The 23,398-nt window shown below is 60.9% G+C and carries 20 protein-coding genes; 10 read left to right on the forward strand and 10 right to left on the reverse strand.

Going from position 1 to position 23,398, the window contains the following annotated elements; translation table 11 throughout:
- Window positions 1-186: 186 nt before the first annotated feature.
- Genes rimP through infB form a run of 4 tightly spaced genes read left to right on the forward strand, consistent with a single transcriptional unit; the run spans window position 187 to window position 5,541 of the window.
- Window positions 187-765 carry a ribosome maturation factor RimP gene (gene rimP, locus ANTHELSMS3_RS03845; protein WP_094033722.1) on the forward strand — a complete coding sequence of 193 codons (579 nt, stop codon included), beginning with the start codon at window positions 187-189 and terminating at the stop codon, window positions 763-765.
- Window positions 766-770: 5 nt separating this feature from the next.
- A complete protein-coding gene (gene nusA, locus ANTHELSMS3_RS03850) occupies window positions 771-2,399 on the forward strand; it encodes a transcription termination factor NusA (RefSeq protein WP_094033723.1) in 1,629 nt (542 codons plus the stop codon).
- A 7-nt stretch (window positions 2,400-2,406) separates the two neighbouring features.
- On the forward strand, window positions 2,407-3,039 hold the full coding sequence (locus tag ANTHELSMS3_RS03855; RefSeq protein ID WP_094033724.1) for an RNA-binding protein: 633 nt from the start codon (window positions 2,407-2,409) through the stop codon (window positions 3,037-3,039).
- Between the two features lie 9 nt (window positions 3,040-3,048).
- The gene (gene infB / locus ANTHELSMS3_RS03860) at window positions 3,049-5,541 is read left to right on the forward strand and encodes a translation initiation factor IF-2 (protein ID WP_094033725.1); all 2,493 of its coding nucleotides are present in this window, start codon (window positions 3,049-3,051) and stop codon (window positions 5,539-5,541) included.
- A 161-nt stretch (window positions 5,542-5,702) separates the two neighbouring features.
- Here infB and ANTHELSMS3_RS26310 read toward each other — a convergent pair whose 3' ends face one another.
- The 4 genes from ANTHELSMS3_RS26310 to ANTHELSMS3_RS03880 all read right to left on the reverse strand — a co-directional run bounded on the left by ANTHELSMS3_RS26310 (window position 5,703) and on the right by ANTHELSMS3_RS03880 (window position 8,546).
- Window positions 5,703-5,825, reverse strand: a complete 123-nt coding sequence (locus ANTHELSMS3_RS26310; protein ID WP_094033726.1) for a hypothetical protein — start codon at window positions 5,823-5,825, stop codon at window positions 5,703-5,705.
- Window positions 5,826-6,002: 177 nt separating this feature from the next.
- Window positions 6,003-6,401 (reverse strand): 8-oxo-dGTP diphosphatase MutT, encoded by a 399-nt coding sequence (gene mutT / locus ANTHELSMS3_RS03870; RefSeq protein WP_094033727.1) that lies wholly within the window; start codon window positions 6,399-6,401, stop codon window positions 6,003-6,005.
- Window positions 6,402-6,463: 62 nt separating this feature from the next.
- On the reverse strand, window positions 6,464-7,681 hold the full coding sequence (argJ, locus tag ANTHELSMS3_RS03875; protein WP_094033728.1) for a bifunctional glutamate N-acetyltransferase/amino-acid acetyltransferase ArgJ: 1,218 nt from the start codon (window positions 7,679-7,681) through the stop codon (window positions 6,464-6,466).
- A 4-nt stretch (window positions 7,682-7,685) separates the two neighbouring features.
- The gene (locus tag ANTHELSMS3_RS03880) at window positions 7,686-8,546 is read right to left on the reverse strand and encodes a peptidylprolyl isomerase (RefSeq protein ID WP_094033729.1); all 861 of its coding nucleotides are present in this window, start codon (window positions 8,544-8,546) and stop codon (window positions 7,686-7,688) included.
- A gap of 174 nt (window positions 8,547-8,720) precedes the next feature.
- On the opposite strand from ANTHELSMS3_RS03880, the gene secA reads away from it, so the two are divergent.
- The 3 genes from secA to ANTHELSMS3_RS03895 all read left to right on the forward strand — a co-directional run bounded on the left by secA (window position 8,721) and on the right by ANTHELSMS3_RS03895 (window position 14,162).
- Window positions 8,721-11,435 carry a preprotein translocase subunit SecA gene (gene secA, locus ANTHELSMS3_RS03885; protein WP_094033730.1) on the forward strand — a complete coding sequence of 905 codons (2,715 nt, stop codon included), beginning with the start codon at window positions 8,721-8,723 and terminating at the stop codon, window positions 11,433-11,435.
- Between the two features lie 682 nt (window positions 11,436-12,117).
- Entirely contained in the window at window positions 12,118-12,582 is a 465-nt protein-coding gene (locus ANTHELSMS3_RS25920; protein ID WP_254694837.1) for a hypothetical protein, read from the forward strand.
- 20 nt (window positions 12,583-12,602) lie between these two features.
- Entirely contained in the window at window positions 12,603-14,162 is a 1,560-nt protein-coding gene (locus tag ANTHELSMS3_RS03895) for a phosphate ABC transporter substrate-binding/OmpA family protein (RefSeq protein WP_094033731.1), read from the forward strand.
- 10 nt (window positions 14,163-14,172) lie between these two features.
- Here ANTHELSMS3_RS03895 and radC read toward each other — a convergent pair whose 3' ends face one another.
- The 3 genes from radC to dnaK all read right to left on the reverse strand — a co-directional run bounded on the left by radC (window position 14,173) and on the right by dnaK (window position 18,163).
- Window positions 14,173-14,934, reverse strand: a complete 762-nt coding sequence (radC, locus tag ANTHELSMS3_RS03900) for a RadC family protein (RefSeq protein WP_094036909.1) — start codon at window positions 14,932-14,934, stop codon at window positions 14,173-14,175.
- Between the two features lie 74 nt (window positions 14,935-15,008).
- A complete protein-coding gene (gene dnaJ, locus ANTHELSMS3_RS03905; RefSeq protein ID WP_094033732.1) occupies window positions 15,009-16,160 on the reverse strand; it encodes a molecular chaperone DnaJ in 1,152 nt (383 codons plus the stop codon).
- A gap of 80 nt (window positions 16,161-16,240) precedes the next feature.
- Window positions 16,241-18,163 (reverse strand): molecular chaperone DnaK, encoded by a 1,923-nt coding sequence (dnaK, locus tag ANTHELSMS3_RS03910; protein WP_094033733.1) that lies wholly within the window; start codon window positions 18,161-18,163, stop codon window positions 16,241-16,243.
- Window positions 18,164-18,388: 225 nt separating this feature from the next.
- Here dnaK and ANTHELSMS3_RS03915 point away from each other — a divergent pair, with 225 nt between their 5' ends.
- Entirely contained in the window at window positions 18,389-18,991 is a 603-nt protein-coding gene (locus ANTHELSMS3_RS03915; RefSeq protein WP_094033734.1) for an alpha-ketoglutarate-dependent dioxygenase AlkB family protein, read from the forward strand.
- Window positions 18,992-19,038: 47 nt separating this feature from the next.
- On the opposite strand, the gene ANTHELSMS3_RS03920 is transcribed toward ANTHELSMS3_RS03915, so the two are convergent.
- Genes ANTHELSMS3_RS03920 through ANTHELSMS3_RS03930 form a run of 3 tightly spaced genes read right to left on the reverse strand, consistent with a single transcriptional unit; the run spans window position 19,039 to window position 21,128 of the window.
- Entirely contained in the window at window positions 19,039-19,650 is a 612-nt protein-coding gene (locus ANTHELSMS3_RS03920) for an SH3 domain-containing protein (protein WP_157733391.1), read from the reverse strand.
- Between the two features lie 5 nt (window positions 19,651-19,655).
- Window positions 19,656-20,249: a COG3650 family protein gene (locus ANTHELSMS3_RS03925; RefSeq protein ID WP_094033736.1), complete on the reverse strand. Its 594-nt coding sequence runs from the start codon at window positions 20,247-20,249 to the stop codon at window positions 19,656-19,658.
- A 48-nt stretch (window positions 20,250-20,297) separates the two neighbouring features.
- Window positions 20,298-21,128: an ABC transporter permease gene (locus tag ANTHELSMS3_RS03930; protein ID WP_094036910.1), complete on the reverse strand. Its 831-nt coding sequence runs from the start codon at window positions 21,126-21,128 to the stop codon at window positions 20,298-20,300.
- A 126-nt stretch (window positions 21,129-21,254) separates the two neighbouring features.
- On the opposite strand from ANTHELSMS3_RS03930, the gene cysQ reads away from it, so the two are divergent.
- The gene (gene cysQ, locus ANTHELSMS3_RS03935; RefSeq protein ID WP_094033737.1) at window positions 21,255-22,052 is read left to right on the forward strand and encodes a 3'(2'),5'-bisphosphate nucleotidase CysQ; all 798 of its coding nucleotides are present in this window, start codon (window positions 21,255-21,257) and stop codon (window positions 22,050-22,052) included.
- Between the two features lie 8 nt (window positions 22,053-22,060).
- A complete protein-coding gene (locus ANTHELSMS3_RS03940) occupies window positions 22,061-23,284 on the forward strand; it encodes a glycosyltransferase family 2 protein (RefSeq protein ID WP_094033738.1) in 1,224 nt (407 codons plus the stop codon).
- Window positions 23,285-23,398 lie beyond the last annotated feature (114 nt).

The raw sequence follows: 23,398 nt of genomic DNA on the forward strand, positions 1-23,398 counted from the left end.
AACGGCATACACACCGTATGCAAGGAGACATGTGTAGCGGGTGCCGCGCGAATCTGCTTGCGTCCCCCACCCCGCTCGCCTATACGCCATTTAACAGCGGCGCGCTGGGGTCCAGCCTCAGCGCCCATCGTGCTTTCGACAACGGGCCGCTGGCCCGTTTTTTTGTGCCCGAAAGGCAAGAGACCAATGAACGAGCTGATCGCCAAGACCGGCATGGATCGCCGCCTGGCCGAGATCGTCCAACCGGTGATCGAGGACATGGGGTTCGACCTTGTGCGCATCCGTCTGATGGGCGGACAGGTGCCCACGTTGCAAATCATGGCTGAACGTCCCGAGGGCGGGATCGAAGTGGATGAATGCGCCGAAATCTCGACCGCCGTCAGCGCGGTTATGGATGTCGAGGATCCGATTCTGGATACTTACACGCTGGAGGTGTCCAGCCCCGGCATCGACCGCCCGCTGACCCGGCTGAAGGATTTCGACACCTACGAGGGTTATGAAGCCAAGTTGGAAACCAGCGAGATGATCGACGGGCGCAAACGCTTTCGCGGCGTGCTGGCCGGGATCGAGGGCAATGAGGTTCTGGTCAATCTGGACGAGGGCACCGTTGGGCTGGAATTTGACTGGCTGACAGACGCCAAGCTGGTGCTGACCGATGAACTGATTCGTGAGATGCTGAAGGCGCGCAAATCCGCCGCCGCGCTGGACGAAAAGAAATTCGATGAAATCGAGACCGAGGCCGATGCGTCTCGCGAGGAGGACTAAGACCAATGGCAATCACCTCTGCAAACCAGCTGGAACTCCTGCAAACCGCCGAGGCGGTGGCGCGCGAAAAGATGATCGACCCCGGTCTGGTTGTCGAAGCGATGGAAGAGAGCCTCGCCCGTGCGGCCAAGTCGCGCTACGGCGCGGAGATGGACATTCGTGTCAACATCGACCGCCGCACCGGCAAGGCAACCTTTACCCGCGTGCGCACCGTCGTCGAGGAAGAAGAGCTTGAAAACTATCAGGCCGAACTGACCGTCGAGCAGGCCAAACAGTACATGGCCGATCCGCAGATCGGTGACGTCTATTCCGAAGAGGTTCCGCCGGTGGAATTGGGCCGCATCGCGGCGCAGTCGGCCAAGCAGGTGATTCTGCAAAAGGTCCGCGAAGCAGAGCGTGACCGCCAGTTCGAGGAATTTCAGGACCGCGCCGGCACCATCATCAACGGTGTCGTCAAGCGCGAGGAATACGGCAACGTCATCGTCGACGTGGGCCGTGGCGAGGCGATCCTGCGCCGCAACGAAAAGATCGGCCGCGAATCGTATCGCCCCGGCGACCGCATCCGCTGCTACATCAAGGACGTGCGCCGCGAGGCCCGCGGTCCGCAGATTTTCCTGTCGCGCACCGACCCGCAGTTCATGGCCGAGCTGTTCAAGATGGAAGTGCCGGAAATCTACGACGGCATTATCGAGATCAAGGCCGTTGCCCGTGACCCCGGCTCGCGCGCCAAGATCGGTGTTGTCTCCTACGACAGCGGCATTGACCCGGTCGGCGCCTGCGTGGGTATGCGTGGCAGCCGTGTGCAGGCCGTGGTAAACGAACTTCAAGGCGAAAAGATCGACATCATCCCGTGGAACGAGGACATGCCGACCTTCCTTGTGAACGCGCTGCAACCGGCCGAAGTGTCCAAGGTGGTTCTGGACGAAGACGCAGAGCGGATCGAAGTGGTTGTCCCCGATGAGCAATTGTCGCTGGCCATTGGCCGTCGCGGTCAGAACGTGCGTCTGGCGTCGCAGCTGACCGGGCTGGACATCGACATCATGACCGAAGAGGAAGAGTCCAAGCGCCGTCAGGCCGAATTCGAATTGCGCACCAAGCTGTTCATGGACGCGCTGGACGTGGACGAATTCTTTGCCCAGTTGCTGGTTTCCGAAGGCTTTACCAACCTCGAAGAGGTCGCCTACGTCGAACAAGAAGAGCTGCTGGTGATCGACGGTGTCGACGAAGGCACTGCCGAAGAGCTGCAGACCCGCGCCCGCGAAAACCTCGAGGAACTGGCGCGCAAGGCGCTGGAACACGCGCGGGAACTGGGTGTGGACGACAGCCTTGTGAACTTTGAAGGCCTGACCCCGCAAATGCTGGAGGCGCTGGCCGAGGACGGCATCAAGACGCTTGAGGACTTCGCCACCTGCGCGGACTGGGAACTGGCCGGCGGCTGGACCACCGAGGGCGGCAAGCGCGTCAAGGACGACGGGTTGCTGGAGAAATTCGATGTCGATCTGGAAGAAGCGCAGACCATGGTCATGACCGCGCGCGTCCTGCTCGGCTGGGTTGACCCCACCGAGATGGAGCCGGAAGAGACCGACGAAGAGGGTGACGAAGACGTGACCGACGAAGACACGCAGGAGGCGTAACCCCAGCATGACCCGAGGCGGACAGGCCAAAGATCATTCCGATGGACCGGAGCGCAAGTGCATCGCCACGGGCGAGGTTCAGCCCAAGGACGGGCTGATCCGTTTCGTTTTGGGTCCCGATGATCGGATCGTGCCGGATCTGGCTGGTAAATTGCCGGGACGCGGCCTATATGTAGCGGCCAACCGCGCGGCGATTGAAAAAGCCGCCGCCAAGGGGCTGTTCAGCCGGGCTATGAAACAGCCCGTGAAAGCGCCGGATGGGTTGGCTGATCTGATCGAACAAATGCTGGTGAAACGGGTTGTGGACCTGATCTCTCTGGCGCGTAAATCGGGCGAGGCCGTCACTGGGTATGAGAAGGTCAAGTCTTGGCTACAGTCTGAAGAGGCCCGGGTTCTGATCCAGGCGGAAGACGGCTCTGGCCGTGGAAAGTCGAAACTGTCGACGCCATACGGTGGGAATTACATCGGGTGGCTGACGGCGGATGAACTGGGCATGGCCTTTGGCCGACAATCTGTGATACACGCCGCGCTTGGCTCTGGTGGTCTTGTGCCGCGTATTGTAGAGGAAGCCCAACGCTTGAAGGGTGTACGCGTCGTGTCAGACGCGGATCGCGGTGGCAGGGGCCACCGGAAAGGATGAAGAAACTTCATGAGCGATAACGACGGTAAAAAGACATTGGGTGTGCGTGGCGGGGCCCGTTCGGGCAGCGTGAAGCAGAGCTTCAGCCACGGACGCACAAAGAACGTCGTGGTGGAGACCAAGCGCAAGCGGGTCGTCGTGCCCAAACCCGGCGCCGGTAGCGGTGCGGGTGGCGGCAGGGCTGGTCAGGTTGGCGGGTCAGGCGGCAAACGCCCGGCGGGCATCTCTGATGCCGAGATGGAGCGCCGCCTTAAGGCGCTGCAAGCCGCGAAGGCACGCGAATCCGAAGAAACCGCCAAACGTGAGGCGGACGAAAAAGCCCGCGCTGAAGAGCGTGAGCGGATGCGCGCCGAAAAGGAACTCAAGGAGCGCGAAAAGCGCGAAGCTGAGGAAGCCGCCAAGGCCAAGGCCGAAAACGAAGAGCGCGAAAAACGCGAAGCCGAGGACGCTGCCAAGGCGGCGGCTGTGGCGGCTGCGGCCCCCGCGCCCAAAGCCGACGATTCGGCCCGTGCCAAGCCCACCAAAGGTGAGCCTCCGCGCCGCGCCCCCGAACGCGACGACCAGAACCGCAATCGCGGCCGAGGTCGGGACGACGGCGGCCGCCGCTCTGGCAAGCTGACGCTGAACCAGGCGTTGACTGGTGGCGAAGGTGGCCGGCAAAAATCCATGGCAGCAATGAAGCGTAAGCAGGAGCGCGCCCGGCAAAAGGCCATGGGCGGCGTCCAGCAGCGTGAAAAGATTGTCCGCGAAGTCAAACTGCCCGAGGCAATCACGGTGGCCGAGCTGGCCAACCGTATGGCCGAACGCGTGGGTGACGTTGTGAAATCCCTGATGAACGCAGGGATCATGGCGACGCAAAACCAGTCGATTGATGCGGATACCGCGGAACTGGTGATCGAGGAATTCGGCCACCGGGTGACGCGGGTCTCTGACGCCGACGTCGAGGATGTCATCAAAGAGGTCGAGGACAAGCCCGAAGACCTCATCGGCCGCCCGCCTGTGATCACGATCATGGGCCACGTCGACCACGGCAAGACATCGCTGTTGGACGCCATCCGGAACGCCAAGGTAACTGCGGGTGAGGCCGGTGGCATCACCCAGCATATCGGTGCCTATCAGGTGACGACCGACAACGGCGCGGTGCTGTCTTTCCTCGACACACCCGGCCACGCGGCCTTTACCTCGATGCGCTCTCGTGGGGCTCAGGTAACGGACATTGTTGTGCTGGTGGTTGCGGCGGATGACGCCGTGATGCCGCAGACGATTGAAGCGATCAACCACGCCAAGGCGGCCAAGGTGCCGATGATCGTAGCGATCAACAAGGTCGACAAGCCAAGCGCGAACCCCACCAAGGTTCGCACGGATCTGTTGCAGCACGAAGTCATCGTCGAAGAACTGTCCGGCGACGTACAGGATGTCGAAGTGTCCGCAGTCACCGGACAGGGCCTTGATGCCCTGCTGGAGGCGATCGCCCTTCAGGCCGAGATCCTTGAACTGACAGCCAACCCCGACCGCGCCGCCGAAGGTGCCGTGATCGAGGCGCAGCTGGACGTGGGCCGTGGCCCTGTGGCGACGGTTCTGGTGCAAAACGGCACGCTGAAACAGGGCGACATCTTTGTTGTCGGCGAGCAGTTCGGCAAGGTCCGCGCGCTGATCAACGACAAGGGCGACCGCGTCAAAGAGGCCGGTCCGTCGGTTCCGGTCGAGGTTCTCGGCCTGAACGGCACACCTGAGGCAGGCGACGTACTGAACGTTGTCTCGACAGAGGCGCAGGCGCGTGAAATCGCTGAATACCGCGCCAATCTGGCCAAGGAAAAGCGCGCAGCAGCAGGTGCCGCAACCACGCTGGACCAGCTGATGCAAAAGGCCAAGGAAGACGAAAACGTCTCCGAGCTGCCGATTGTCGTCAAGGCCGACGTGCAAGGCTCTGCCGAGGCCATCGTTCAGGCGATGGAAAAAATTGGCAACGACGAGGTTCGCGTGCGGGTTATCCACTACGGTGTGGGCGCCATCACGGAAACAGACGTTGGTCTAGCCGAAGCGTCAGGCTGTCCGGTCATTGGCTTTAACGTGCGGGCCAACGCGCCGGCACGCAACAGCGCCAACCAGAAAGGCGTAGAGATCCGTTACTATTCGGTGATCTACGATCTTGTGGACGATGTGAAAGCAGCGGCCTCTGGCCTGCTGTCGAACGAAATCCGCGAGAACTTTATCGGTTACGCCAAGATCAAAGAAGTCTTCAAGGTGTCGAACGTCGGCAAGGTTGCTGGCTGTCTTGTCACCGAGGGCATCGCTCGCCGGTCCGCTGGTGTGCGCCTGCTGCGCGACGACGTGGTGATCCACGAAGGCACGCTGAAGACGCTCAAACGCTTCAAGGACGAAGTGTCCGAGGTCCAGTCCGGTCAGGAATGCGGCATGGCCTTTGAGAACTACGATGATATTCGTCCCGACGACGTCATCGAGATCTTTGAGCGGCAAGAGATTGAACGCTCACTGTCCTGATCCTGTCAGGCGGTTACACAAAAGAAAACGGCCGGTGCATCGCACCGGCCGTTTTCTTTTGGGCTATTCAAATCGGGTGTTCGCACATTCCCATCCGTTTCCCAGCCAAGCAGGGTGGCAGCAGCACCAAACGCCTTGTCGTGCCGTTCTGATGGCAGCGTTCAGGCCGGTTTACCCACAAACACAATGTTACCCACCCGCACCGAAATACGCCCATCCGGAAAGGTGGATTCCAGCAAGCCCTGAACAGAAACACAGCTGCCAATCACGATTGTCTTGAGCATTCTATCCCCCCAATGCCTCATTTTGAGAGAGTTTAGGGACGGAATGGAAACAATGCCACGATTCCCCGACGAGAATTCGCTGAATCTTGGGACATGCGTAACGCAGATCCGAAGGTATTTTGAGCAGATCAGCCAATGCACCCACCAATGTCCGGAAAATCCGCCCGAGACGCTTGCCTACAACCAATCGCGCAGGATCGGAATCAGCGGAATATCAGCGGGCGGCATCGGGTAGTCGCGCAAGTCTTTCGCCCGCACCCATTTGAGCGCCTGACCCTCTTTTGACTGCACGATGCCGCCCCATTTCCGGCAGGCAAACAGCGGCATCAACAGGTGAAAATCGTCGTAGGCATGTGAGGCAAAGGTCAGCGGAGCAAGGCAACTGGACCATGTTTCGATCCCCAGTTCTTCGTGCAGTTCGCGAATCAGCGCGGCCTCGGGAGTTTCTCCCTGTTCGACCTTACCGCCGGGGAATTCCCACAAACCCGCCATGCTCTTGCCCTCAGGACGCTGCCCCAGCAAAACGCGGCCATCCGTGTCGATGAGGGCCACGGCGGAAACAAGAATGATCTTCATGTGTTTGCTCCGGACGCCGAGGGACGATTTTACGTCGAAAATCGCCCCTGCTTTGGCCCCTGTCAGGACCGGTAGTCGGCGTTGATCTGAATGTAACCGTGTGTCAGATCGCAGGTCCACACGGTGGCGTGGCCCTGTCCCAACCCGATGTCGACGATGATCTCTATCTCGGAACGTTTGAAATAGGCCGCGCCATCCGCTTCGCGATAGCTTTCCGCGACCCAGCCTTTTTCCGCAACCAGAAGCTCACCAAAGCTGATCGACAACGCGTCGCGATCGGCAGCCGCACCAGATTTGCCAACTGCCATGACGATTCGGCCCCAGTTGGGATCCTCGCCAGCCAGCGCTGTCTTGACCAAGGGTGAGTTGGCGATGGACAGCGCATGGGTGCGGGCGTCAGCCTCAGACGCGGCATGGTTGACGTGGACGGTGACAAACTTGGTCGCGCCTTCGCCATCGCGTACAACCTGATGCGCAAGATCCAGCATCACGCCATACAGCGCTTGGGTGAACTCAGCGTTCCACGCAACATCAACGCCGGAGGCCCCGGTGGCGGCCATCAGCAGCGTGTCCGATGTCGAGGTGTCGCTGTCGACCGTGATGTTGTTGAAGGTCTTGGCGTTCAATTCTGACACCATCGCCTGCAATTCAGCCCGCCCGATTTTGGCGTCGGTAAAGATGTAGACTAGCATCGTCGCCATATCCGGGGCGATCATGCCGGACCCTTTGGCAATCCCGGCGATCTTGACGGGTTTGCCGTCAACTTCGATCTGCGCCGTCGCGGCCTTGGGGAAAGTGTCCGTGGTCATGATGGCACGGGCCGCATCGGGCAGCGAGGCCCCGTCAAGTTTGCCGGTCAACTCTTCGAGTTTGGCGGTGATGCGGTCGTGCGGCAGGCGTTCGCCAATCACTCCGGTAGAGGAGGTAAAGACGCGGCTCGCTGGCAGGCCGGTCTGTTCTGCCACGGCCTCGCAGATGGCCTCGACAGAGCCTTCACCGGCGCGGCCGGTAAAGGCGTTGGAATTGCCAGAGTTGACGACAATGGCCGCCCCCTCGCTGCTGTCGGCGGCGATTTTAGCCTGACAATCCAGTACGTTGGCCGACCGCGTGGCGGAGCGGGTAAAGACCCCCGCCATCACGCTACCCGGGTCGAGCATGGCCAGCATCACGTCCGGGCGCCCTTTGTAGCGGACCCCCGCCTCGGCGATGGCAAAACGTGCGCCCCCGATAACCGGGAGCGCGGGAAATTCGGCGGGGGCAAGAGGGGACCGGGGGGGCATCTGGTCAGTCCGCCAACAGGCCGAGATTGTTGATGATCGACGTGTCGATCTCTGAGTAGTCAAGACGCGTCACTTCGCCACTCTCGGCCAGATCCTTGATGTAGGACTGCACTGCATCCTGCTTGATCTGCTGTTCAAGCTGCGCACGCACCTCTTCAAGCGGCGGCGCATCGACGGCGCGGGTCTCATTCAGTTTGATGACATGCCAGCCGAACCGAGTTTGGACCGGCGCAGACAATTCGCCCGGTTCCATCGTGGCAACCGCTTCTTCAAAGGCTGCAACCATGCGCCCTTTGCCGAACCAGCCCAACAGACCGCCATTGGGACCGGTTGGTCCGGTCGAGTTGGCACGGGCCAGTTCGGCGAAATCGGCGCCACCTTCGAGTTCTGCGACCAGTTCTTTGGCCTTTTCCTCGGTCTCGACCAGAATGTGAGAAGCGTTGTACTCAACGCCCTGCACCGCATCGGTATAGCCGGCCTTGTAGGCCTCGGCGATAGCCTCTTCGCTGACGGCACCGTCGGCGATGGCTTGCATCGCCTCTGCGGCCATCAGCTCACGCTTTTCGTTGTCCAGCGCCAGCGCGACCCGGTCCGTTTCTTTGGCCTTGTCGGACTGCGACAGGGCTTCATATTGGATCAGACGTTCCAGCAGGCCTTCCCACAGTTCTGCAGACGGCGCGTCCTGAAACCTTTCCGGCAAGGAGGCGCGGGCCATCAGCATATGGCCAAAGGTGATGTCCGTACCGTTGACCGTGGCGACCACGGTGTCGACGGTAATTTCGGCGGGCGTATCCTGGGCCTGCACCGGAAATGCGACGCACAGCGCAAGCGCTGCGGCGGAGAGTTTCATGAGGGTTTTCGACATCGGTAGTTCCTCTTGATCGGTGCCGCGTCCCTGGGCGGCGTTGACACTGTTCGGCCGTCCCCTTACATGCCCGAAAGGCTCTGCGAGGCCGGTCTTTTCGTTCCGTCATATGGCTCATGTGCGAGGCGGGCAAGCAGATGCCGCACTTGACGCGGGAAACAGGTACATCAGACCATGCTCGGAAAAATAGCGCGTAAGGTATTCGGCTCTCCGAATGACCGGAAGATCAAAGCGGTCCGCCCGCTGGTGGAAAAGATCAACGCGCTGGAGCCGGAGTTCGCAGCCCTGGACGACGCCGGTCTGATCGCCAAAACCCAAGAGTTCCGCGAGCGGATCGAAAAGGGCGAAAGCCTGGACAACCTGTTGCCAGAGGCCTTTGCCAACTGCCGCGAGGGCGCCAGACGCGCCTTGGGCCTGCGCGCCTTTGATGTGCAGCTTATGGGCGGGATCTTTCTGCATCAGGGCAATATCGCCGAGATGAAGACGGGTGAGGGCAAGACCCTTGTCGCGACCTTTCCGGCCTATCTCAACGCGCTCACCGGCAAGGGCGTCCATATCGTCACCGTAAACGACTACCTTGCCAAACGGGACGCCGAATGGATGAGCAACGTCTACGGCGCGCTTGGCCTGACGACCGGCGTGATCTATCCCCGCCAGCCCGACGACGAAAAGCAGCAGGCCTATGCCTGCGACATCACCTATGCCACCAACAATGAGCTGGGTTTCGACTATCTGCGCGACAACATGAAATCCGAGCTGAACCAGATTTTTCAGCGCGACCATTTCTTTGCCGTCGTCGATGAGGTCGATTCGATCCTGATTGACGAAGCGCGGACGCCGCTGATCATCTCTGGCCCATCACAGGACCGGTCGGAACTGTATGTCGCCGTCGACAAGCTGATCCCGGACCTGACCGACGAGCATTACACCGTCGACGAAAAGACCCGGAACGTCACCTTCACCGATGAGGGCAACGAGTTTCTGGAAGAGCAACTTCAGGGCCGCGGTCTGCTGGAAGAGGGGCAAAGCCTCTACGATCCCGAAAGCACGACCATCGTCCACCACGTCAATCAGGCGATCCGGGCGCACAAGCTGTTCACGCGGGACAAGGATTATATCGTCCGCGACAGCGAGGTTGTGCTGATCGACGAATTTACCGGGCGAATGATGTCCGGCCGCCGCTTGTCAGACGGTCTGCATCAGGCGATCGAGGCCAAAGAAGGCTGCGACATCCAGCCCGAGAACGTGACGCTGGCCAGCGTGACGTTCCAGAACTATTTCCGCCTGTACGACCGCCTGTCGGGCATGACCGGCACAGCCGCCACCGAGGCCGAGGAATTTGGCCAGATCTACGGTCTGGGTGTCGTCGAAGTGCCGACAAACGTGCCGATTTCGCGGATTGACGACGACGACGCCGTCTACCGCACCGGCACCGAGAAATACGCCGCCATCGTGGCAGAGATCCACAAGTCACACGAAAAGGGCCAGCCGGTTCTCGTCGGCACCACCTCGATCGAAAAGTCCGAAATGCTGAGCGCGATGCTCACGCAGGCCAATCTGAAACACAACGTCCTGAACGCGCGCCAGCACGAACAAGAGGCGCAGATCATCGCCGACGCGGGCAAGCTCGGCGCTGTGACCATCGCAACCAACATGGCTGGACGCGGCACCGACATCAAACTGGGCGGCAACGTGGAATTCAAAGTGATGGAGGCCATCACCGCCAATCCCGACCGCAACCCCGATGAAATCCGGTCCGAGATCGAAGAACAGCACAAGAGCGACGAACAGGCGGTCAAAGACGCGGGTGGCCTGTTTGTTTTGGCCACAGAACGGCACGAAAGCCGCCGCATCGACAACCAGCTGCGCGGTCGGTCCGGCCGTCAGGGCGACCCGGGGCGGTCGTCCTTCTTCCTCTCGCTTGAGGATGACCTGATGCGCATCTTCGGATCCGAGCGACTGGAAAAGGTGCTGTCCAGCCTTGGCATGAAAGAGGGCGAGGCGATTGTGCACCCTTGGGTGAACAAGTCGCTGGAGCGTGCGCAGGCCAAGGTCGAAGGCCGCAACTTTGACATCCGCAAGCAGTTGCTGAAATTCGACGATGTGATGAACGACCAGCGCAAGGTGATCTTTAGCCAGCGCCGCGAGATCATGGAATCCGCCGACGTCAGCGAGATCACCACCGACATGCGCCACGAGGTGATCGACGATCTGGTCGACACCTACGCCCCGCCCAAGGCCTACGCCGACCAATGGGACATGCCGGGGCTGTATGCCGCTGTGATGGAACAGCTGGATCTTGACCTGCCGATCATCGGCTGGGCCGAAGAGGACGGCGTCGATCAGGACGTGCTGCGCGAACGCATTGCCGAAGCCAGCGACAAGGCGATGGACGAAAAGACAGAGGCGTTTGGCGCCAAGACCATGCGCCAAATCGAAAAGCAGGTGCTGTTGCAGGCCATCGACGCCAAATGGCGCGACCACTTGCTGACTCTAGAACACTTGCGATCGGTTGTGGGCTTTCGAGGTTATGCCCAGCGTGATCCGCTGAACGAATACAAGAACGAATCTTTCCAGTTGTTCGAGAACATGCTCGACAGCCTGCGCGAGACGGTGACCGTTCAGCTCAGCAGGGTGCGCCCGATGTCCGAGGAAGAACAACAGGCGATGGTCGAGGAAATGCGCCGTCAGCAGGAAGAGATGCAGCGCAGCCTCCAACAGGCCGCCGCCACCCCCGCACCGGCGGGTGAAACGGTTGCTCCAGAGGGTCAGGCCGCCGAAGGGTTCGACGAAAATGACCCCGAAACCTGGGGCACGCCTGGGCGCAATGACGCCTGTCCCTGCGGTTCGGGCAAGAAGTTCAAACACTGCCACGGTCGGTTGAGCTGACCTGAGCGCGCGGTGCATGGCACGCAGAGAAACGCGACGCAGGCCAACTGGACTGCGTCGCGTTTTGCACGCCATCGCCCTGGATTGGCCCAAATGACTCCCTTGATGCGCCCCACGCACGCCATGTTTCCCATGCAGTTTCCGGAACAAGGTTTACGCAACAGGAGTCCGTCATGGCCCGGTTAGGCAGCTATATACTAGGAGGCGCAACACTGGCCTGCGCGCTGGGGACCGGCTATGTGATGCAGTATGGCCTTGGCCTGCCGCACTCCAGTACGCCGCCCGCGGAGGTCCAGCTTGAGATTTCGTCGATCACGCCGACTTCCTCGGCCGTGGTCGTCCCACTGGTCCCGGTGGACCAGCCCATGGCAGAGCCGTTGCCCGACGAACCAGTGGTGATCAAATCCGCCGTTGAAACCGATTTTCCCGTCGCGGACCTGCCTAAGGCCCCCGCTGAAACCGGCTTTGACTGTGGTATCGCCATGACCGCCGACCCTATCGCGGGCGCCATGGTCAATGTGACACTAACCGCCCCGTGCAATGCCAGCGACCGGGTCACCCTGCATCATCAGGGCATGATGTTTTCCGACGTCATGCAACCGACGGCACACTGTCAATCAGCATTCCCGCTCTTGCCGAACAGGCAATCTTTATCGCCTCCTTCGCCAGCGGAGACGGGGCCATGGCGACGGCGGAAGTATCCTCGCTGCCCTTTTACGACCGTGTGGCGGTGCAATGGAAAGGCGAAGCAGGGCTACAACTGCACGCCCGCGAGTTTTCGGCCGACTATTTCACCGAAGGCCATATCTGGGCCGCAAGCGCCGGCAATCTGACTGCCGCCGCCAAAGGCGAAGGTGGGTTCCTGACCCGTCTGGGCCAGATGGACACCCCCGATGCGTTGGTCGTCGAGGTCTACTCGTTCCCTTCGGGGACCGCACAGCGCAGCGGCGAGGTGCTGCTTTCGGTCGAGGCCGAGGTCACGCCCAAGAACTGCGATGCTGCAGTCGAGGCGCAAACACTGCAGATCCGTGGTGGCGGCGCCCTGCGCACCCACGACCTAACGCTAGAGATGCCGGGGTGCGACGCTGTCGGTGACTTTCTTGTGTTGAAAAACCTCGTCGAAGACCTGACTATCGCCGCTAGATAAAAGCGGGCGACGGGGACTTTATGTGGATTGGTCGTGCGGCGGTTTTCGCCGCACTTTTCTTTGCGGTTCAGGCCGGTGTCGCATTGGCACAGGACATCACGCTGAAGTCGCGGGATGGAACGATCTCGCTGAGCGGGACGCTTCTGGGCTTTGATGGCGAATTTTACCGGGTCGAAACGCGGTTTGGCGAACTGACGGTGGACGGATCCGGTGTGACCTGCACCGGCGTCGGCTGCCCTTCGTTGACCGGATATGTCGCGCGCGTGACCATCTCTGGGTCCGCCACACTGGGCCGCGTCCTGATGCCTGCCTTGATAGAGGGGTTTGCCCTGCGCAACGGGCTAGAGGCCCGACGCACAACCACCCCGGACGGAGACCTGGTCTATGCCCTGCAAGAGGCGGGTGGCGGGCCAACGGTGGGGGAGTTCACCTTTCGCATCAACAACACCGACAAGGGCTTTTCCGATCTGGCCGCCGACGATGCAGATATCGTCATGGCCCTGCGTGAGATCCGCGCCGAAGAGGTCACAGCGGCCAAGAACGCGGGGTTGGGCGACCTGACGCAAGCCAACCGCTCTCGCGTGCTGGCGTTGGATGCGATGGTGCCCATCGTGTCCTCACACAATCCGGTCGACACTCTGTCCATCGTTCAGCTGGCTGAGATTCTGTCGGGCCACATCGACAACTGGAAGGCGCTAGGCGGCCCGGATGCGCCGATCACCGTTCATCTGCGCGACGATGGATCAGGTATGGTACAGGGATTGCAGGATCGGCTGCTGCGCCCCGCACGGCAATCCCTGATCGACGGGGCCGCACGCCACGACAGCAACCCCGCTCTCATCCGCGCGGTGGCGCATGATCCGTTTGGCTTGGGCATGGCGAGTTACTCGGAGGTCGGCAATACAAAGTCTCTGGTTCTGACCGGCCCCTGCGGGTTCCGACTGCGCGCGGCGCGGCGCAGTATAAAGACAGAGGACTATCCGCTGACCGCGCCGATGTTCTTGTATGTTCCGGCGCGCCGCCTGCCCCGGCTGGCGCGCGAGTTTTTGGCCTATACCCACAGCCCACCCGCACAAATCGTGATCCGCCGCGCCGCGTTTGTCGATCAAACCCCCGAAGAGATCGCCATAGACCTACAGGGCGACAGGCTTGCCAACGCGGTGACCGTGGCCGAGGGCCCCGAGGGGTTGTCAACGCTGCAGGACATGGTCAGGGCGTTGGCCCCCATGCGCCGCCTGACGGTCACGTTTCGGTTCGAGGCGGGCTCTGCCCGGCTGGACGCGCAATCCCGGTCAAACGTGCTAGCACTAGCACGGGCGATGGAATCCGGTGTCTACGACGGCAGACGTCTGGTGTTTGTCGGCTTTTCCGACGGGGTCGGCCCGGCCTCGGCCAACCTCGACATAGCGGACCGGCGGGCGGTGGCGGTGCGCGAGGCGGTTTTGGCCGCTGCCGAAACCGCCGACTTGGAGCGGATCGACATTGCAGTCCAAGCATTTGGGGAAGCGCTGCCCATGGCCTGCGATGACAGCGCGTGGGGCCGTCAAGTCAACCGCCGGGTCGAGGTTTGGGTAAGATAGCGCCCGCGCGCTACAACAGCCCCTCCGACCGGAAACTCAGTTCTTGCGACTTTCCAATGACCAGATGGTCATGCAGGGTGATCCCCAGCGCATCCGCCGCCATCTGGATTTGAGCCGTCATATCGATATCCGCCTGACTGGGTGTAGGATCGCCGGATGGGTGGTTATGGACGAGGATGATCGCAGAGGCGTTCAGTTCCAGCGCGCGTTTGACCACCTCTCGCGGGTAGACCGGCACATGATCGACCGTGCCGCGCGCCTGCGGCTCATCCGCGATCAGCACATTCTTTCGATCCAGAAACAGAATACGAAACTGTTCGGTATCCCGGTGCGCCATGCTGGTCTGACAATAGTCCAGCAGCACATCCCAACTACTGAGCACCTGTTTGCCCAGTACCCGGCTGCGCGCCAGGCGGTGCGCTGCGGCCTCGACGATCTTGAGCTCTGTCAGAACGGCATCACCCAAGCCCTTGACCTCACGCAGCCGGTGCGGTGGCGCAGAGAGCACGCCATTGAAGTCGCCAAAAGTCTCTAACAAATGGCGCGCCAGCGGTTTGACATCACGGCGTGGGATGGCCCGGAACAGCACCAGTTCCAGCATTTCGTAGTCCGGCAGCGCGTCCGCCCCGCCGATCAGAAACCTTTCGCGCAGGCGGGCGCGATGGTCGCGGATATACGATGGCAGTTTTTCCGTACCCGTTACGGGGCGCGCCGCCTCATCAAGGTCGAAGAGGGCGGCTTGAGAGTCAGAAAAATGTGGGCCACGAGTCATTGTGACATCGTGGCCCGTCATGGTGAACAGCAGGTTAACAAGCGCCGCATATCGTGGAACGCGGCGCCCTCACGTCACCCCTTCATCGAATCCCAGAAGCTTTTGACCGACCGGAAAAAGCTGGAGCTTTCCGGATTGTTGTCTTCGGCCAGAGATTCAAACTCCCGCAACAGTTCTTTTTGCTTGGAAGTCAGGTTCACCGGCGTTTCCACCGCCAGTTCGATGAACATGTCCCCTGTCGCCCCGCCGCGCAGCGCGGGCATACCCTTGCTGCGCAAGCGCATCTGACGACCCGATTGACTGCCCGAGGGGATCTTGACCCTGCTGCGGCCGCCGTCAATCGTCGGCACCTCGATGTCACCACCCAGCGCTGCCACGGTCATCGAAACCGGCACGCGGCAGTGCAGTTCGGCGCCGTCGCGTTCAAAGATTCCGTGCGGCTCGACCTCGATGAAGATGTACAGATCCCCCGGAGGGCCTCCGCGCATTCCGGCCTCACCCTCACCGGCCAGCCGAATTCGGGTGCCCGTTTCGACCCCTGCCGGGATATTCACCGACAAAGCGCGCTCTTTTTGGACACGGCCAGCGCCGCTACAGACATTGCACGGGTTTTTGATGATCTGGCCCAGACCCGAACAAGTCGGACAGGTCCGCTCCACTGTAAAGAACCCCTGCGTGGCACGCACCTTACCCAGACCCGAACAAGTCGGACAGGTCGTCGGCTCTGCGCCCCCTTCGGCACCCGATCCGTTGCATTCATCACATTGCACCGAGGTCGGCACCTTGATGGTCTTTTGCAGCCCGTTATAGGCATCCTCAAGCGTCACACGCAGGTTGTACCGCAGGTCAGCCCCACGCGCCGCACGCTGACGGCCCCCCTGACGGCCCCCCATGAAGTCGCCGAACAGATCATCGAACACATCGGAAAAAGCGCTGGCGAAATCGCCGTTGCCGCCCATGCCACCGGGGCCGCCGGGACGCTGACCTCCGCCCATGCCGCCCTCGAACGCGGCATGACCAAACCGGTCATAGGCCGCCTTTTTCTCAGCGTCCTTCAGAACCTCGTGCGCCTCATTGGCTTCCTTGAACTGCGCTTCGGCGTCGGGCTTGTCAGCATTGCGATCGGGGTGCAGCTCTTTCGCCTTGGCGCGATAGGCTTTCTTGATCTCTTCCGCCGAGGCGCCGCGCTGGAGACCGAGCACCTCGTAATAATCACGTTTGGACATGGCTGTCCTCCTCATTGCGGAACGTCAAGGGCCGGCCCGGTGTCCGGACCGGCCCCAGATTGGTTCCGAGGGCGATGGCCTCAGGCCCGCTTGTTGTCGTCGAGATCCTCAAAGTCCGCATCGACGATGTCATCGTCTCCCGCCGGACCCGAAGACGCATCGGCGCCATGCGGTTCGTCGCTGCCTTCGTCGGCTTGCGCCTTGTAGATCGCTTCACCCAGCTTCATCGCGGATTCCGTCACGTTCTGGATACCGCTCTTGAGCTTGTCCGCCGTGATGTCGTCCTTTTCAAGGTCATCGCGCAGCGCGGCAAGCGCCAGTTCGATCACCTCGACAGTCGACGGGTCGACCTTGTCGCCATGCTCTTCGACCGATTTTTCGGTCGAATGGATCAGGCTTTCGGCCTGGTTCTTGGCTTCGACAAGCTCCTTGCGGGCCTTGTCGCCTTCGGCGTTCTCTTCCGCCTCTTTGACCATGCGATCGATGTCGTCTTCCGACAAACCGCCCGACGCCTGAATGGTGATCTGCTGTTCCTTGCCGGTCGCCTTATCCTTGGCGCCGACCGACACGATGCCGTTGGCGTCGATGTCAAAGGTCACTTCGATCTGCGGCATGCCGCGCGGCGACGGCGGGATGTCCTCAAGGTTGAACTGGCCCAACATCTTGTTGTCGGCAGCCATCTCACGCTCACCCTGGAAGACACGGATCGTCACGGCCGACTGGTTGTCTTCGGCGGTCGAAAAGACCTGAGACTTCTTGGTCGGGATCGTGGTGTTCCGGTCGATCAGGCGGGTGAACACGCCACCCAGCGTTTCGATGCCCAACGACAGCGGGGTCACGTCCAGCAGCACGACGTCTTTGACGTCACCCTGAAGAACACCGGCCTGAATGGCGGCACCCATGGCAACCACTTCGTCCGGGTTCACACCCTTGTGCGGCTCCTTGCCAAAGAATTTGGTCACTTCTTCCATGACCTTCGGCATCCGGGTCTGACCACCGACAAGGACAACCTCGTCGATCTCATCCTTGGAAATACCGGCATCCTTCAGCGCGGCCATGCAGGGCTTGATCGAGTTCTTGATCAGGTCGCCCACAAGGCTTTCCAGCTTGGCACGGGTCAGTTTCATGACCATGTGCAGCGGCTGACCGTTGGCACCCATCGAGATGAACGGCTGGTTGATTTCCGTCTGCGTGGCCGAGGACAGTTCGATCTTGGCCTTTTCTGCCGCCTCTTTCAGGCGCTGCAGGGCCATCTTGTCCTTGGTCAGATCGACCGAATGCTCTTTTTTGAACTCGGCCGCCAGATAGTTGACGATCCGCATGTCAAAGTCTTCGCCACCCAAGAAAGTGTCGCCGTTGGTCGATTTGACCTCAAACAGACCATCGTCGATTTCAAGGATGGTCACGTCGAATGTACCACCGCCAAGGTCGTAGACCGCGATGGTGCGGGCTTCTTTCTTGTCGAGGCCATACGCCAGCGCAGCCGCAGTCGGCTCGTTGATGATGCGCAGCACCTCAAGACCGGCGATCTTGCCGGCATCTTTGGTGGCCTGACGCTGGGCGTCGTTGAAATACGCCGGAACGGTGATAACCGCCTGCGTCACTTCCTCACCAAGATAGCTCTCGGCGGTTTCTTTCATCTTTTGCAGCGTGAAGGCCGAAACCTGCGACGGCGAATATTTCTCACCGCGGATTTCAACCCAAGCGTCACCGTTGCCGCCATCTACGATCTTATAAGGAACGATGTCCTTATCTTTGGTGACTTCGCCGTCGGTCACACGGCGCCCGATCAGACGCTTGACCGCAAAGACGGTATTTTCCGGGTTGGTCACGGCCTGACGTTTGGCCGGCTGACCCACTAGCCGCTCATCTTCGGTGAAGGCGACAATAGAGGGCGTGGTGCGTGCACCTTCTGCGTTTTCGATAACGCGCGCCTGGCTGCCGTCCATGATGGCAACGCAGGAGTTGGTTGTGCCGAGGTCGATCCCGATCACTTTTCCCATGTTTCGATCCCTTTCATTCTCAAGGCGATGTCACGAGGCGACGGACCCGTTACGGCATCCAGCCCCGTAGGATTGTCGCTGGGCACTCCGCAAAGGGCGTGCCCGGCGTTCGGAGGACATATAAGGAGGGGTCCGTGGGGCTGCAAGCGTCGTGATAGCGGCAATTCTGCGGTTTTCCGTCTGTGGTTGCTTGGCATCTACAGGGCAATCCTTGACAACAGGCTTATGAGCGAACCGATCCGGCAAAAGGGCTTTGTCATTCACCCCGGCTTTCTGGACCGCGCGGCGCAGGTAAAACTGGTGGCTCGGCTGCGCGAGGTGCTGGCCATCGCCCCCCTGTTCACCCCGCGCACGCGACGCGGACCAATGTCAGTACGGATGAGCGCAGCAGGCAAATATGGCTGGATCAGCGATACACGCGGCTATCGATATGACACGCAACACCCCGACGGCATGACATGGCCCGCCATACCAGACGAAGTGACGGCAATCTGGGAGGCGGTATCAGACTGCCCCCGCGCGCCGGAATGCTGTTTGGTAAACTGGTACGGGGAGGGCGCGCGCATGGGCTTGCACCGCGATGAAGATGAGGCCGACCTGACCTGCCCGGTGGTATCGGTGTCGCTGGGCGATGAGGGCCTTTTCCGCATGGGCAATGTCGAACGCGGTGGACGGACGAAATCAATCTGGCTGAAGTCCGGCGACGTGGTGGTAATGGGCGGCGCGGCGCGACTGGCACATCACGGCGTTGATCGCATCCGGTTCGGATCATCGACATTGCTGCCGAACAGCGGGCGGATCAATCTGACCCTGCGGGTGGTGACATGAATGGGCAAGCCGCTTTGACGCGGCTTGGACCCGGCCAGCCCCACGCGCTACTCTGACAACTCGCAACATCCTGACAGCACATAGCCGTCTGTCCCCGTCACAATCACCGTCGCGTCAAAGCCGAATTCATTGTCGGACATGCCGTTGTTGCAATAGGTCTTGGCCACCACCACCGACAGATTGCGTGCGCCGTATGCGCCCATTAGCACCCATTTTTCCAGTGGATTGTACGCCCGCCGCATCAGCCCGACGGAAAAGGTGTCACCGACCTCGTAATTGACCGGCGTCTTGATCGTGGCACTCTGTCCCGGGAGGATGTCTATGTTCCAGAACGGCTCTGTCCCTCCACAAGTCAGGCGCTGCACAGTGCTAATATCACCATCGGCCCGTGGCGCGAGAAACCGCAGCGCGGCCCAGCCCACGGCCTCGGGGACATTGACCATACCCCAGTTGCCTTCTGCCCGGATCACCTCGACCGCGCGGGCGTCGTATGCCAGTTCTCCGACAATCGGAAAACTGGCCCCCGGTCCCGCGCGCACGTTCAAAACATCGTTCGACGCCACGCCCACAACATCGTGCAGGCGCGGATAGTCGCTTTGCGCGGCGGCGGCGGTTCCAAGCAGCAGCAGACCGCACAACGCGCGCATCACACCGGCCATGCGCATCATTTCATGTCGAGCGAGCAGCACCCGGTGTAGACCTGCGTGTCATACCCGCCGATCACAACCGAGCCGGAAAAGCCAAAAACATAGTCCGACATGCCGTCTGTGCATTGCGTGTGGTTCAGCACAAGCGTCACGTTCTCTCCCAGTTTGCTGCCCAGCAGGGCGTGAGGGGCGTCGCGGCTGATCGCTGTCGACAACTCGCCGACCTTGAACGCCTTGTCGTCGTCATCGGGGCGGGTGAATGACAGGTTTTCGCCGACGACTGTCGCGCTCCAGAACGGTTCGGTTCCAAAACATTTGAACTGATACCCGGCGGGCAATTCGGTGCCGTCCTGCCGCTCCATTGAGTCCAGCGGAACCCAGCCTGACAGCCCCTCGACGTTCACGCGGCCCCAGCCATCATCCTCTTCGACGACCTCGATATGTTCGGCATCGAATCCCAGCGCGCCAATCACCGTGCCGTTTTCTGTCGGCCGTGTGCGCATGTTCAGCACATCGCCCTCTTCGACACCGGTGACATGATAAAGCGCCGGAAACTCCTGCGCCGAGGCCGCCCCGGCAAGACAAATCAATAATACTGCAAATTTATTCATTTCACTCTTCCCTAAATCCGCCGAAAAACCGCGGGGAGAGCGGGCGCGTCAGCGGCGCGCGCTCCACGAGGCCGAGGCGTGTTTGCGGGTGTAGAACTCACCCATAAGACCAATCATCACCAGAATGATACTCAGATAAAATGCATATTCCCAGTCAGAATTCCGGGGGTTGTAATCTACAAAAGCGTACCCGCGCGACTGGTCGATGGTATGGAACAGGGGATTCCAATCGAACATGGCCAGCATGGAACTGGGCAGTGTATTGGCAACGAACATCTTGCCCGAGGCGATCATGTTGGCCCGTTGGTACACGGTCGAGATAATGCTGACCGGAGTCGGAAACCACGGTTTGACCGCCAGAAAGACCAGCCCGATGGCGGCGCCGGAGAACCACGACAGGATGACCATGGCAAGGCACCCGATGGGGTCGTGAATGTCCTCCATCACAAAGGGGTTAAAGGCCACGTCGTAGACAAACAGGATCGCGAACAGCGACAGGATCTGGATATACAGGGTCGACACCATAGCAGAGATGATGGCAATGGCGGTGTTCATCGGCGCGTGCTGCATCATCGGGCTGGCGGGCCCCTCGGACGAGGACACTGCGCCCAGTGTCTTGGTATGGGTCATGAACAGGAAGACACCTGTCATGATGTAGACCATGAAATCGCCCCGAAGGGCGGCGCTGCGCATCCCGAGAATCTGGAACATGAAGTAGAACGCCAAGACGAAGATGATCGTCTGCAACATGTTCATAAAGATCGCCATGAAGGCGTTTCCATGCGTCTTGCGCACCGAACGGACCGAATTGTGATAAATCAGTTCGAGGATATAGACGAAGGATTCCAGCCGGGACCGGGGACGAGTAACCTGAAACATGCTGCCTGCTCCGAATGCGTGCCCGCGACAGGCCGCACACTTGCCGTTCTTGTTGACCCGCACCATAAGGCGCGCGAGCTTTCAAATCAATAAATTCGCGCAGGCCGCGCGTCTTGGAGCCATGAAATGAATTATTCCGAACTGACCACCGTGATGCGCCGTCTGGCTCTGGAGGCCGGAGAGAAGATCATGGAGATCTACAACTCCGACGATTTTGAGGTCATGGTCAAATCCGACGACAGCCCCGTCACCGTGGCCGATCAGGCCGCCGACGCGCTGATCTCGGACGGATTGCGCGCCGCTTTTCCGGACACCGCATTGGTGACAGAGGAACAGGCCGACAGCCATGATGTCACCGCCAAGACCTTTCTGATCGTCGATCCGCTGGACGGCACCAAGGAATTCATCAAACGGCGCGGCGATTTCACCGTGAATATCGCGCTGGTCGAGGACGGAGTGCCGACGCGAGGTGTGGTTTATGCTCCCGCCAAGGGCCGCATGTTCTATACCGACAGCGTCGGCAACTCGGTCGAAGAGGCGGGACCTTTCGATCTGGAAACGCGCGGGGAAACCAAGCCGATCAAGGTCACGGCGCCCAAAAACGACTCGCTGATGGTTGTGGCGTCAAAATCGCACCGTGATCAGGCCACCGACGACTATATCGCCAAATACGACGTCAAAGACATGACCAGCGCCGGGTCGTCGCTGAAATTCTGCCTTGTCGCCACGGGCGAGGCCGATCTCTACCCCCGGCTTGGCCGCACTATGGAATGGGATACGGCCGCCGGTCACGCTGTTCTGAACGGCGCGGGCGGGCGCGTGGTGCGCTTTGACGATCACACCGCGCTGGCCTACGGCAAGGAAGGCTTCGCCAACCCGTTCTTCATCGCCTACGCTCCGGGTGTGGATCTGAAAGAGGGCTGAGTCCCCATATGACCCTGCCGGTCAGCATCGTCATCGTCAGCCGGGGCCGACCGGCCGCGCTGATGCGCTGCCTGACCGGGGTCGGCCAACTGGACTACGCCCTGTTTGAAATCGTTGTCGTCGCCTGCCCCGCAGGCGCCGACGCCACGGCGGCCCGGCCTGACGCCAACCATATCAAGCTGATCCGTTTTGATGAACCCAACATCTCTGCCGCCCGCAATCTGGGAATTGCCGCCGCGTCCGGAGAGATTACGGCCTTTATCGACGACGACGCGGTGCCGGAACCGCTGTGGCTGCGGCACCTGACCGGCCCGTTCGACGATCCACAGGTGGCCTGCGCCGGGGGCTATGTGATCGGGCGGAATGGCATTTCTTTTCAGTGGACATCGCGCAGTGTCGACAAAACAGGCGACGCGCACCCGCTGGCCTTGACCGGCGATGCCCCCGCAAAACCCACCCCGCCGCAAGGACAGGCGATCAAGACCGAAGGCACCAATATGGCAGTGCGCCGCGATGTGCTGTCCGCGCTTGGCGGCTTTGACCCGGCGTTCCGCTTTTATCTTGATGAAACCGATCTGAACCTGCGCCTGACTGCAGCGGGCCATCGGACTGCGCTGGTGCCAATGGCGCAGGTCCATCACGGATACGCCGAAAGCGCCCGGCGCGCTCGCGACCGCAGCCCGCGCGACCTGACAGAGATCGGTGCGTCGCAGATGGTCTTTTTGCGCAAGCATTGTTCCGAAACCGACAGGGACGCAGCATGGCGCACCTTTGCGGACGGACAGCGCGCACGCCTGCTGCGCTTCATGCAGAGCGGCCAACTGGACCCGTCAGATGTGGCGCGCCTGATGCGTGGCTTGAGGCGCGGCGCACAGGACGGCACCAGCCGCAAGTTTGGGGCGACCCCGGCCCTGCCCCCCCCCGATCAGAGGTTTTTGCCCTATCCCGGACGTCCGGACGCCCCGCGTGTCTGCCTTGCCGGAAGACCGTGGCAGGCCGCGCGGCAGCGCGTCAAAGCGGCGCAGGCGGTCCGCGACGGCGCCATCGTCAGCCTGTTCTTGTTTTCGCCGACAGTCCGCCGCCACCGTGTCAGTTTTACCTCTGATGGGGTCTGGGAACAATCAGGCGGTCTTTTTGGGCAGAGTGATCGCGACAGTCCGGCAATCCGCTTGCAGCTCTTTTCTTCTCGCCTCTCATCAGAGATTATGCGAGTGCGGAAACAGCGCGGCTAGCGCGGATTTTGCGGATCGATAGCCCGACATGACGACATATTGGGAACATATTTTTACCTAAGTTTTTTGCCATTCCGTGCGATAAGGCCCCGCGATTGGCGGCCAAAGGGACCG

The sequence above is a fragment of the Antarctobacter heliothermus genome (genome assembly GCF_002237555.1).
GTDB lineage: Bacteria > Pseudomonadota > Alphaproteobacteria > Rhodobacterales > Rhodobacteraceae > Antarctobacter > Antarctobacter heliothermus_B.